This window comes from Winogradskyella alexanderae (genome assembly GCF_020166335.1).
Lineage (GTDB): Bacteria > Bacteroidota > Bacteroidia > Flavobacteriales > Flavobacteriaceae > Winogradskyella > Winogradskyella alexanderae.
The window spans coordinates 653,719-665,788 of record NZ_JAIUJR010000001.1 but is presented as its reverse complement, the minus strand read 5'-3'; the positions used below and the strand labels follow the sequence as shown (position 1 = coordinate 665,788).

The 12,070-nt window shown below is 34.9% G+C and carries 15 protein-coding genes; 3 read left to right on the top strand and 12 right to left on the bottom strand.

Annotation, left to right across the window (positions count from 1 at the left end):
• Position 1: 1 nt before the first annotated feature.
• Positions 2-619: a thioredoxin family protein gene (locus tag LBU54_RS02915; RefSeq protein WP_224525547.1), complete on the bottom strand. Its 618-nt coding sequence runs from the start codon at positions 617-619 to the stop codon at positions 2-4.
• A 79-nt stretch (positions 620-698) separates the two neighbouring features.
• Here LBU54_RS02915 and LBU54_RS02910 point away from each other — a divergent pair, with 79 nt between their 5' ends.
• Positions 699-1,262, top strand: a complete 564-nt coding sequence (locus LBU54_RS02910) for a DNA-3-methyladenine glycosylase I (protein WP_224525544.1) — start codon at positions 699-701, stop codon at positions 1,260-1,262.
• 4 nt (positions 1,263-1,266) lie between these two features.
• Here LBU54_RS02910 and aat read toward each other — a convergent pair whose 3' ends face one another.
• The 3 genes from aat to LBU54_RS02895 form a co-directional block, all read right to left on the bottom strand.
• Positions 1,267-1,893 (bottom strand): leucyl/phenylalanyl-tRNA--protein transferase, encoded by a 627-nt coding sequence (aat, locus tag LBU54_RS02905; RefSeq protein WP_224525541.1) that lies wholly within the window; start codon positions 1,891-1,893, stop codon positions 1,267-1,269.
• A gap of 273 nt (positions 1,894-2,166) precedes the next feature.
• Positions 2,167-2,544: a DUF3127 domain-containing protein gene (locus LBU54_RS02900; protein WP_224525537.1), complete on the bottom strand. Its 378-nt coding sequence runs from the start codon at positions 2,542-2,544 to the stop codon at positions 2,167-2,169.
• A 46-nt stretch (positions 2,545-2,590) separates the two neighbouring features.
• Positions 2,591-3,460 (bottom strand): flavin reductase family protein, encoded by an 870-nt coding sequence (locus LBU54_RS02895; protein ID WP_224525535.1) that lies wholly within the window; start codon positions 3,458-3,460, stop codon positions 2,591-2,593.
• A gap of 124 nt (positions 3,461-3,584) precedes the next feature.
• On the opposite strand from LBU54_RS02895, the gene LBU54_RS02890 reads away from it, so the two are divergent.
• Positions 3,585-4,742 carry a sensor histidine kinase gene (locus LBU54_RS02890; RefSeq protein ID WP_224525532.1) on the top strand — a complete coding sequence of 386 codons (1,158 nt, stop codon included), beginning with the start codon at positions 3,585-3,587 and terminating at the stop codon, positions 4,740-4,742.
• On the opposite strand, the gene LBU54_RS02885 is transcribed toward LBU54_RS02890, so the two are convergent.
• Both LBU54_RS02885 and greA read right to left on the bottom strand, forming a co-directional pair.
• Complete coding sequence (locus LBU54_RS02885) at positions 4,739-5,140, bottom strand: HIT family protein (protein WP_224525530.1); 402 nt, start codon at positions 5,138-5,140, stop codon at positions 4,739-4,741. The genes LBU54_RS02890 and LBU54_RS02885 overlap by 4 nt on opposite strands.
• 90 nt (positions 5,141-5,230) lie before the next feature.
• Positions 5,231-5,704 (bottom strand): transcription elongation factor GreA, encoded by a 474-nt coding sequence (gene greA, locus LBU54_RS02880; RefSeq protein WP_224525527.1) that lies wholly within the window; start codon positions 5,702-5,704, stop codon positions 5,231-5,233.
• A 144-nt stretch (positions 5,705-5,848) separates the two neighbouring features.
• On the opposite strand from greA, the gene LBU54_RS02875 reads away from it, so the two are divergent.
• Positions 5,849-6,283, top strand: coding sequence for a hypothetical protein (locus LBU54_RS02875; protein WP_224525524.1), 435 nt, complete (start codon positions 5,849-5,851; stop codon positions 6,281-6,283).
• Here LBU54_RS02875 and LBU54_RS02870 read toward each other — a convergent pair.
• From LBU54_RS02870 to LBU54_RS02845, 6 genes are all read right to left on the bottom strand, one after another.
• Complete coding sequence (locus tag LBU54_RS02870; protein WP_224525520.1) at positions 6,280-8,493, bottom strand: TonB-dependent receptor; 2,214 nt, start codon at positions 8,491-8,493, stop codon at positions 6,280-6,282. The two genes, LBU54_RS02875 and LBU54_RS02870, sit on opposite strands and share 4 nt — an antisense overlap.
• 205 nt (positions 8,494-8,698) lie before the next feature.
• A complete protein-coding gene (gene arfB / locus LBU54_RS02865; RefSeq protein WP_224525517.1) occupies positions 8,699-9,103 on the bottom strand; it encodes an alternative ribosome rescue aminoacyl-tRNA hydrolase ArfB in 405 nt (134 codons plus the stop codon).
• Between the two features lie 2 nt (positions 9,104-9,105).
• Complete coding sequence (locus LBU54_RS02860; RefSeq protein WP_224525514.1) at positions 9,106-10,662, bottom strand: DUF4301 family protein; 1,557 nt, start codon at positions 10,660-10,662, stop codon at positions 9,106-9,108.
• Positions 10,659-11,228, bottom strand: coding sequence for an AAA family ATPase (locus tag LBU54_RS02855; RefSeq protein ID WP_224525511.1), 570 nt, complete (start codon positions 11,226-11,228; stop codon positions 10,659-10,661). Before LBU54_RS02855 ends, LBU54_RS02860 begins: the two co-directional genes overlap by 4 nt.
• Positions 11,189-11,821, bottom strand: a complete 633-nt coding sequence (gene pnuC / locus LBU54_RS02850) for a nicotinamide riboside transporter PnuC (RefSeq protein ID WP_224525507.1) — start codon at positions 11,819-11,821, stop codon at positions 11,189-11,191. The genes LBU54_RS02855 and pnuC overlap by 40 nt, the downstream gene beginning before the upstream one ends.
• Positions 11,805-12,065 (bottom strand): hypothetical protein, encoded by a 261-nt coding sequence (locus tag LBU54_RS02845; RefSeq protein WP_224525504.1) that lies wholly within the window; start codon positions 12,063-12,065, stop codon positions 11,805-11,807. The genes pnuC and LBU54_RS02845 overlap by 17 nt, the downstream gene beginning before the upstream one ends.
• Between the last annotated feature and the right edge of the window lie 5 nt (positions 12,066-12,070).

Genomic DNA, 12,070 nt, shown 5'->3' with positions numbered 1-12,070 from the left:
ATTACTTAAGTAAATTGACCAAATCACTTACAGTTGATTGGCCTTTGTCCTTATTGTACCAACGCTGTAAATCTTCTTTAAATTCTGGTGTTAATTTACCATGAAGACTCTTGTATTCATTTACCATTTCCGTGGCAACTGAAGGCCTTGGACCAAAAGTATTCAGAACTTCATTTGTAGCGTTATCAATCATAATCAACTTTGGTATAGCACGTCCGCCATTGGTTAAAAATGAATCCATAAGTGCATCATTTTCATCGCGCATCACAATTCTATAGTCAATTTTATCATTGAGTTCAGCAACCTTATTAATTACAGGCATTACATGTGCGGCATCACCACACCAACTCTCCGTAATAACTAGCCATGTTGTGTTTTTGTCAAACGACTTTATGTTAGAAATAGCTTCATCAGACAACTTAACTGTCTTATCCCAACGCTTCATTCGTCGGTCATTAAGCATGGTATAATTACTTAGCGCTTCTGTTTTTTCATTCCCGGTTGTAGACTTATCTTCTACAAGTTGACCAACGAGGGCTCTATATTCTGAATAACTTATGCTTTTAGATAAGCTATCTGAAATTATATCTTTAATCATTACTTTCTCTTGTATTTTCATGATGCAAACTTAAGGTTAAGCTATTGATTTTACTGCAACAGTTGTTACATTAGTAGCACAGAATTAAAAACCTTACAGAATGGAAATTTCTCGATGTGGCTGGTGCATTGGTGACCCTTTATATGAAACCTATCATGATGAAGAATGGGGAGTCCCACTTTATGAAGATGACAAGTTGTTTGAGTTTTTAATTTTAGAAACATTTCAAGCAGGTTTAAGTTGGATTACTATATTACGAAAGCGCGAAAACTTTAGAAAAGCCTTTGATAATTTCGATTATAAAAAAATTGCACATTACAATCAGTCTAAAATTGATGAGCTCCTACAAGATGCTGGATTAATAAGGAATAAATTGAAGGTTAAGGCGACAGTAACTAACGCTCAAGCATTTATCAAAATTCAAGAGGAATTTGGTACTTTCTCAAGTTATATTTGGCAATTTGTTGATGGAAAACCCATTAAGAACAAATTAATAGATTACAAAAAAGCACCCGCAAATACAGCACTTAGCGACACCATTAGTAAAGACCTTAAAAAGCGAGGTTTCAAATTTGTTGGAACCACCGTAGTATATGCACATATGCAAGCAACAGGAATGGTTAATGACCATGAGGTATCGTGCTTTAGGTATAATGAAGTATAAACCCTTACCTCAAAAATCTTAAAAATTCAGTTCTTGGAATATTTGTTGCACCTAAGCTTTCCAAATGTTTGGTATGTAATTGGCAATCAATCAGCTTATAATCACCATATTTCACAAGTGTAATAAATGCCAGCTTGCTTGCATTACTTTCTTTTGCGAACATACTTTCTCCACAGAAGACTTTATTCTTTAGATCAATACCGTAAAGTCCTCCAACCAAAGTCATATTTTTCCACACTTCTACTGATTTTGCATAGCCTAGTTTATGAAGTTTTATATAGGCATCAATCATCTCATCAGTAATCCAAGTGCCTCGCTGACCTTCGCGCTTTGCCTCAGCGCAATTATTAATAACCTCAACAAAGGCCTTATCATATGTCACTTCAAACTGACCTTTGTTAAGCACTTGTTTCATGCTTTTTGAAATTTTTAAATCTTGAGGAAATAGTACAAAACGCGGGTCTGGAGACCACCATAATATCGGTTCTTCCTCACTATACCATGGAAAAATACCATTTGAGTAGGCATGTATTAAACGCTCAGAAGATAAATCGCCACCCATGGCGAGAAGACCATCTGAGGTCGCTTCACTTACATCTGGAAATTCGATTTTTTTGCTTAAAAAATGCATTTTAGAGGCTTCTGCAGTAATTTTTTAGACAATTTAGTTGTTAAATCGGTTATTTGGTTTTGTCAGTAATTTAATTTTATTGATATTTGACTTGACTTTTATGTATAAATTTTTGTTCATCATTGCTTTTTTTAAGTTTGTTTGTAAAGGTCAAACCTAAAACCACAATATTAAGTCCTGATTAACCATCAGGACTTTTTTTATGGACTAAAAATAAAAAAGACTTGATTTAAATAAAAACAAGTCTTCTAAAATCTATTTGAAATAGGCTATTTAAAACGGTAAATCATCATGATCTTCCTCGTTTAATTCACTTACTGGCTCAAAAGCATCAGTTGGAGGTACTGGTGGTATATCTGCGTTGCCAGCTTCAGGCTGTAACGCTTCTATTCGCCATCCTTGGATAGAATTAAAATATTTGGTCTCCCCTTGTGGATTTACCCATTCTCTACCTCTAAGGTTTATACTTACTTTTACTTGTTGTCCTACTTGAAAATTATTTAGTAATTCGGATTTATCCTGCACAAACTCTATCATAATGTGCTGAGGGTATTGCTCTTCAGTAGTTACGACTACCTCACGCTTCCTAAAGCCGTTATTTCCAAAAGTCTGTGTTTCTCCAATCACCTTAATTCTTCCTTGTACTTCCATGTTTTTGTTTAATCTATGTTATTTAAATATTGATTCTTGTTTGACATTACGAAAGTAATAACTTCCATGCACTTTCTACATCGCCATAGCTTAAATAATTTTGGGCGAGTTTATGCTTTTTTCTATGAGAGGCAATTTTAATATCCGGGTAACGCTCACTTATGTGATTTATAAAATCGTTTACGTCCTTCTTTGACGGTAAAGCTTCAACATTGGCAAGCATCCCTAAGTTGTTGCCCGTAAGTATCATACTATTTTTTACATGTTTAGGCATGGCATCTACTCCAATACCCATTGTTTTTAGAGGTTTTGGTATTTCAAAAAACCCTTTTCTGGCTCTACTATAGTAATTGCCTCCTGCCCTGGCCACAAGGTCTAATGCCTCTTGGTTAATTGATCCATCGCCATTTAAAACCTCATCGGTAATGTGAATTTTTACAACTTCACATACAATTAAATTGCCTGCACCACCTTCTTTTCCCAAATAAACGATATCATTTATTTTGCACTCAAATTGCACAGGAGATTCTGCAACTCTAAATGGCTTTACAACTTCTGATGGCAACATGGTCAATCCAGCTTTTTCGAACTCATTCACACCCTCAGGATATTCCGTGCTCGTTAGTGACATTTGATGCACTAAATCATAGTTAACCACATTAATTACGACCTCCTTAACTTCTTCGGCATTAGTAAGTGTATGTTTCACGGTATTATCTCTAACGCGTCTAGCAGGCGAGAAAATCAAAACTGGAGGGTTAGTGCTAAATACGTTGAAATAACTAAAAGGTGATAAATTAGGATTGTCGTTAGCATCAATTGTACTAGCAAATGCAATAGGCCTTGGCGCAACTGCGCTTAATAGATAGCCATGCAATTTTGCAGTTGAAAGATCTTGTGGATTTATCGAAATCATATAGCACTCTGATTTTCAACAAAGATAAGTATATTGTTATGCTACACGAAGCATTTTATGCATATTGAAACACAATATTATCAACAGAATTCCATTATATTTAAAAATGAAATTGCGCTAACCAATGTTAAGTTTAAATCGAAATGTAATCCGATGGATTATAATACTTTCTTCCTTTATTATAATATCACTTATACTCTGGAATACCTATACCTTTTTTCAAAAATTTAAGGCAGAGGAACGCGTAAAAATGAATACATGGTCGGTTGCCCAAATAGATCTATTACAAAATATAGACGATTTAGATAAAGATGTAAATAACGTTACCTCTCATGTCCTTACCGAAATGACCACAAGTACACCAATGTTGGTTATTGATGCTAGTGGGAATGTGAATAATTACATAAATATTGAAGATTCCAGACTAAGCGACTCTTTAAAAGTTCAGCGTTTAATAACAAAATTTTCAAACGAAAATCAACCCATTGAGGTAAAGGTTGGCCAAGAGACCATTCAAACCATATATTATGGCAATTCCCCATTGCTTAACAAATTAAAATATTATCCTTTAGCACTATTGTTAATAATTCTGCTTTTTGCAGCGGTAGTGTACTTCTTTTACAGAAGTTCTAAAAATGCCGAACAGAATAAACTTTGGACAGGAATGGCCAAGGAAACTGCACATCAAATAGGAACACCTTTATCGTCTTTAGTGGGCTGGACAGAGATTTTAAAATCAGAAAATATTAAACCAGAATACATTTCAGAGATTGAAAAAGACATAAGCCGATTGCAAACCATTACGGAACGCTTCAGTAAAATTGGTTCTGCACCAAAATTAGTGAAAACCAATATTGTTGAGGCTACAACTTTGTCTTTTGAATATTTGCAATCACGTTCTTCAAAATTAGTGGATTTTGAATTAAACAAACCCAATATAGAATTGCACGTTAATCTAAATTCTCAGCTTTACAGTTGGACCATAGAAAACTTGGTAAAAAATGCGATTGATGCTATGAAAGGTAAAGGCAAATTAACCTTAGATATCATTCAAGATGACAAACAGGTTTTTGTAAATATTTCTGATACAGGAAAAGGTATTTCAAAAGGTCAGTTTCAAAAAATTTTTGAGCCTGGCTTTACAACTAAAAAGCGTGGCTGGGGACTTGGGCTATCACTAGCGAAACGCATTGTTGAAGATTATCACAAAGGAAAAATAAAAGTTTTGCACTCTGAGATTGACAAAGGAACAACGATTCAAATTACATTGAGAACGCTCTAATCATTGTCTTCAAAATGAGATGCAATTAATTTTGCTGTGGTCTCAAACTCTTCAGGCGATAATTGTTGTTTTGTAGTAAAACGGGCACTTTCCATATTATGAAGCGGTATTAAATGGACATGTACGTGCGGAACTTCCAATCCAATAACTGTCATGCCAACGCGTTGGCAAGGAACACTTTTCTCAATTGCTAGTGCCACCTTGCGTGAAAATTCCATTAATCCTAAATACGTTTCTTTATCCAATTCAAAAATCTTGTCTACCTCCTTTTTAGGAATACATAACGTATGGCCTTTTGTATTTGGATTAATGTCTAAAAATGCGAAAAACCGGTCAGTCTCTGCAATTTTGTAGGAAGGTATTTCGCCTTTAATTATTTTAGTAAACAATGTTGCCATATTATAAATATAAAAAAGATTCCCATAGCTAGGAATCTTTTTATTGACCTGTTTTTCACTATTACAATTGAAAAGTGAAAATTATAGTTTTTATCTTGAAATCTCTAAGATATCAAACTTCATAATACCGCTTGGCACTTGTATTTCCGCGATATCTCCAACAGACTTACCCAGTAATCCTTTACCAATAGGAGAGTTTACCGATATTTTACCTGAAGCCAAGTCAGCCTCACTTTCGGCAACGAGCGTATAGGTCATCTCCATACCATTCAATTGATTTTTTATTTTTACTGTAGATAAAGCAAGAACCTTCGAAGTATCTAATTGCGACTCGTCTATAACTCTAGCATTCGCCAAAGTCTCTTCCATCTTTGAGATCTTCATTTCTAGCATGCCTTGCGCCTCTTTTGCCGCATCATACTCAGCATTTTCGCTCAGATCACCTTTATCTCTGGCCTCAGCTATGGCTTGGGATGCCTTTGGACGCTCAACATCTTTGAGGTGATTTAATTCCTCTCTCAATTTTTTAAGTCCTTCTAGTGTATAATAAGATACTTTACTCATAATTCATTCGTTTTTGTATATACAAAAAGACGCCGAACTAAGTTCAGCGTTATTTCAAAATCCTTAAAAAAAGATTACGTTGCAAATATATAAAATATTTACGGCATAGCTGAAATAATCGTAAATTGAGATTCAAAAATTAATATGAAAAAACTCTTACTAATAATTACTTTGGTTTTATTGTCGTGTAATAGAGATGACGACATTAATAGCAATTGTAACTTTTTGTTTGACGCTGGTGTAAACTTAACCGTTAATACAAATCTACCTCAATTTAGTCAATTACAATTTCCAAGCAATGGCGTATATGTGTCTGGTCAAGGCAACAATGGGATTTGGTTATGGCGATTAAATTCTGCTACATTGTTAGCTTGGGATGCCGCAGATCCCAGTCGGCCACCCGCACCTTGTTCCACATTAACTGATGTCGGTGGAGGTATTGTGGAATCTGGCTGTGATGATGCCAACCAATACAGTTTACTCACTGGCCAAGGATTAGAAGGAAACTCCAGCCCATGCACGTTAAAACCATACAGGGTAGAATTACTGGGCAATGAAACGTATTTTATCTCTAACTAAAAGTTTAAGGTTACACCTAATAAAAAGTTGGTTGTTGCCTGAGGGTAAAACCCAGCAAAAAACCCTGTCGTAATTCCCGTTGGGCTATTAGGGTCCTCAAAATCAAAAGATCCAAAGTAACCGTTAGAAACATATTTTTCATTAAAAATATTATTTACCAATCCTGTAAATACAATCGAATCAAAGATGGTTTTTGTTTCTAGTGTATACGTTATATTAAAGTCGTTAACAAAGAAGCTGTCTAATTTAGATTCAGGATTTTCAGTGTTGCCCATATACTGTTCGCCAACAAACTTGCTTAGCAGTGACATTTGAAGGTTATCCAAAGGTTGACAAACTATGGCATTCGCAGCAACTAAATCTGGTGAAAATGAAATGTCTGTGCTACCTAAATTTTGCAGTTCACCATTAAGAGAAACTATGGTTTCTCTATTTTTATTAGTGCTTATTGTCATATTTGGTTGTAAGGTTAGCTTCGGGGTTACAGGAATTATCGCTTCTAGTTCCACACCCGCGCGATAGCTTTCACCACTATTTCTTCTTAGCTGGGCACCCACATCATTAATTTCTCCCGTTAGAACAAGTTGTTCATTATATAACATGACAAAACCGTTGGCATTAAAACTAAAATTACCATTTCTATGTCGCCACCCTAATTCAAAATCATTTAGTTGCTCAGGTTCAATATCAGGGTCATTTTCAAATTCATCTCTGGTCGGCTCTCTATTTGCTCTTGCATAAGAGAAATAGAAATCGTTATTGTCGTTTACTTGATAGGTAATACCTGCTTTTGGATTGAAAAACGTATAATTTTCGTCAACGTTAAATTGTGTAAGGTTTGAGTTGATACCAGAAGTTTCGTAATTAACATTTCTTATTTGTAAATCAGCATACAATTGAATTTGGTCATTCAATCTATAATTAGCTTTTGCGAAGGTTGAAAAATCATTTTTCTTTCCGTTTCCCTCATAATACCTGTCTCTAATTTCGGATTGACTTGAAAATTCTGCCCAAATAACTTCACCGAAATGGTCACCATCGTAATGGCTGAATGAACCACCAAAAATCATATCTAAACCATTATTTTTATAGTTTGCACTGGCATTTATGACATAATAATCATTATCTAACCAACGACGACGAATTAAATCTGTAGTATTAACCGTTTCACCATTAACCACTAGTTCTTCAAATCCATAGGTTGCAAAATCGTCATCTTCTCTAAACTGTTCAAAATAGCCTCTTCCATAGGTATAATTTAAACCAACTGTGGTAGACCAATAATTGTTGTAGCGCTGGTTCCAGTGTAACTGATAATGATCCTGACTGTAATTGTCTACTTCGTTATTGTAAAATTGCGTGTTTCCGTCATCGTCTGTATAAATACCTGCTGGATTAAACCTTCGGTCAGATTCCAAAGTTTCCTTATCGATACCAAACCAGGACTGATAAGTGACTTCATTTCCGCCAAAAACTATAGCTTTTATTAATGTGTTATCATCTACGAAAGACCCTTGTAGAAAATAAGATTTTAAGTCTGCAGATGCCCTGTCAATATAACCGTCTGAAGCAATGTTAGATAAACGACCAGCAATTTCAAAATGATCATTTATCAGACCAGTGCTAAATTTAACAGTATGCTTTCTTGTGTTGAAGCTTCCGAATGAATTTGAAATTTCTCCTGACGCTTCCTTAGTAACAGCATCGGTTAAAATATTGATACTCGCTCCAAATGCACCCGAACCGTTTGTAGAAGTACCTACACCGCGTTGCAATTGCAAACTTTCTACAGAAGATGCAAAATCACCCAAATTGACCCAAAACGTTCCTAGTGACTCAGCATCATTATAGGGAATCCCGTTAATTGTGATGTTTGTTGATTGTGGACTTACACCTCTTACTCTTATTCCTGTATAGCCAATACCTGCGCCAGCATCTGATGTCGTAACAACCGAAGGTAAAAAGTTAAGTAGAATTGGAATGTCTTGTCCCAGATTTCGTTTTGCAATTTCCTTTTTTGTTACGTTGGTGTGAGTTATAGGAGACTTTGCGTCTACTCGCACGGCTTTTACAAGGACTTCATCCAACTTTTCTACTTCTGTGGTATCCTGTTGCTTCTCTTGAGCGCTTATTGCACTAAAATTTAATAAAGCCAATAACAAGAACAGTAATTTGTTTAATCTAATCCAATTTGTGAATAAAGTTTTCATTACGATTATATACTAATCGAATAAAAAGAGGTAATTATTCTTTGTTGATACTTGATTTATTTGAGCCAGAAGCTCGATTCCTTAGCAGCATTACCTGCTCAGGTTCAATGGGTATGATCTCAGCCATTTATTGGCACCCCTTTAATGAGAACGATGCAAAGATAGTTTACTAATTCTTAACGACAAATGATAAAGAAATAATTTTTTAATTGAGTCGAGGAGGTTTTCTGTTTGCTTTTTTCTCTGATACACGACGCTTAGTTTCTAATCTTTTTCGTTTAATTGATAAAGGGACCTTAGTCTTTTTTCGCTGTTTCTCTTCTTTTAACCCCTGCTTTATAAGACTTATGAACCGACGCGTAACCAAAGTTTTGTTTTTTAGTTGACTGCGACTTTGGCCTGAACTTAATATTAATATACCTTCCTTGTTTATTCGATTGCTTAGAAATGAGTGTAAGCGTCTCTTATCATTTTCATCTAAGAAACTAGAATTATTTAAGTCAAAAAAAAGTACAATTTTTGTCGCAACTTTATTTACATGCTGACCGCCACTGCCAGAGCTACGAATTGCGTTGAAGGTAAGTTCAGATATTAATCCTTTTTCATTCACTATTATTTAATTTGATGAGTGTCTTTTAAAAGATCATTAACCGTTTTAACAGGGTTGAATGTTCTTACAGGCACCTCTACAAAAATCGTATTCCAAAATGCCATACTTCCATTCCAAAGTCCAGGTAATTCCAATGCCTTTAAGTCTTTCCCAAATTTGGTTTTCTTAGTGATAAATGCAGCCTTATGATCTACAAAATCTTCAAGATTAAACTTTTCGCCTTTATAATTTCTAACACCACAAACGAGATCAACAGGGTTAAAGTGTGTCGCATTCATTAAAATATCTTTCTGCCCTTTATCCTTTTGATTAATTTGAGCAGACTCAACTATTTGCAGTGAGATATTTGAGTTTTGATCCTTAACCCAAAATGGGCCACCTCCAGGTTCTCCTTCATTCTTAACCATCCCACAAACACGTATTGGACGATTCAATTTTTCTGTCAAATATTCAATTTTGTACTTTTCAGAATACTTTTCAAATTCTTCAGAAATTCTAACATTAAGTTCTCTGGTCAAAAATTCCGCTATTTTTACCAAGTGTTCTTCTGCGATATTATCAGATTCTAGGTCATTAAGATATTTAAATGTTTTTTCCTGTAACTGTAACAGAATGCCGGCAAGTACCTTTTTATATGTTGCGACTTCATCTTTATACTGCTTAACCACAACGTTATCAATGTTTTTAATAAAAATGATATCGGCGTCCAAGGTGTCCAAGTTCTTAAGTAAAGCACCATGTCCTGAAGGTCTAAACAAAAGCGAACCATCCTCTTCCCTGAAAGGCTCATTAGTCAAAGTTACCGCGATCGTGTCCGTTGATTGTTGTTGATATGAAAAAGAAATATCAAAAGATACACCTGTTTTGTTTTCTACAAATTCTTCAATACGCTGAAACTCTTTCTTGAATTTATCCTTGTATTGTTCTGAAATCGTAAAATGAAGCTTGGCCTCCTTATTATCTGATGCGTACAAAGCCGCCTCATACAAATGCTCTTCAAAAGCCGTGGAAATATGATTGTTTTTATACTCATGAAACGGCAACAAACCTTTTGGGCTATTTCCAAAATTGAGATGCTTTTCGTTAAGCATGGTATTGACAAATTCAATAGCCTTCTCACCAGAGGACAAATTTTCATAATCAACAGTACCATTTTTGATTTTTTCCATTACCATCTTATAAAATGGGAATTGTTCTAAGCCAACTCTAAATAGAGAAAAATCCTTGAGCTTATTTTTATTTATAAATGAATTAAGTGATTCTTTTTCTGGATTGTACTCTTTTAAGAACTGAAAAAGAAACTTAAACATTCTCGTTGCTGCACCAGAAGCTGGCACAAACTTTACTAAAGACAAACTATGTCTTCTGTCTTCAAAATAAGAAACTGAAGACGCAATATTATCATGGTTTAGTGCTACTATTCCATTTCCAATAGTAGCTGCCTCATAAATATTAGTGAATGGAATACCAGATTTAAATTGTTCGATTTGAGAATTAACTTGATCTGCAGACAATCCTTTAGTTTTAATTTGCTGCAAATCACTTTCAGTAAATGTCATGATTGATTTTTTAGTAGGTTATCGATGTGTTTAATTGCTGATTTAAGACGTTCGTTTTTATCCCCTTTTAACAGCACATAAGGTCTTTTGTATCTAATTAATGCATTTTCAAAGGCCTTGAACATGCGTTCTCTTTCATTGGGTTTATCCCTTAGGTCGTCCGGTTCCCAAGGTGTGTCAATATAAGTTAAAAAATAGAGGTCATACGAATTTTTTAGAGCATAGTACTCTAAAATCGGGTCACATGTATTTGAATAATAGGCTTCACTATAAACTTTAGTCTCTAGTAGATCTGTATCGCAGATTAAAACAGTGTCTGTTTTTTTTGCTAATTCATTCTCTAACCTCATCTGACCTTTTGCGATTGGCACTAAATCTTTAGGCTCGCATGTCTTACGTTCGTTATTCCATTTGTTTTGTAAATAGTCACGTGCATACTCTGGTACCCAAACCGTATTATAGTGACGAGCCAATTGTCTAGATAAGGTGGTTTTGCCTGTAGATTCAGGCCCAAACAAAACTACTTTTAGGCAGCCTGAAGGTTGTTGTTTAAGTGCTTCTTCCATGCAAGGTATCCAAAAATGGCAATTACTGTGAAACCTAAATATTGTAAACTGGTAAAGGTGAGTCCTTTATAAAGATACAAAGGTACAGATATGACGTCTCCTATTATCCAAAATATCCAGTTTTCTATTTTTCGCCTTGCCATAAGCCACATGCCAACAAAAAATATAGCGGTAGTTAAGGTATCTACATAGGCAACCCAACTTACCCATTTATCAAATGCTTCATAAACTATAAAAACAAAAAGTAATGTAGCTAAGAATATGATTAACCCTATATGTCTCTCGTTCTTTGTGGTAGTGGTTATTGGCGTAACATGCGTGGCATCAACTTTTCGTGTCCATACGTACCAACCATAAACACTCATGGCGAAATAATAACCGTTAATCATCATATCGCCCAACAATTCCCATTTTAACAATAGGTAAACAAAGATTGCTGTACTTATCATACCTGTTGGAAAGACCAAAATATTGTTCTGTTTTGAGAACCAAACAGATAAGAAACCAAAAACTACAGCAATAATCTCTAATACGATATCCACCGTTTGATAATCTGCGTATTGACCAAAAAAGAAATCAAAAATGTGGTTCATAGTCGCTTCGGTCTGACTTAACAACTTTCATATTCAAGACAGCAATATCTATATCCAGAAAAGAACGTTTAATTGCTCTTGTTAAGAAAGGCATTAGCGCATCATAATCACCGTAAATTTGAGTACTTAGAGGGTTTTCTAAAACGGTAAATTCTGATGCTCTCAAGTCCTTAATAAAGTCTATTATATGAGATTCGTAATTGTCTTTTAGTGGTGTTAGTGTCAGCTCTACAGATACTTTCATTGCAA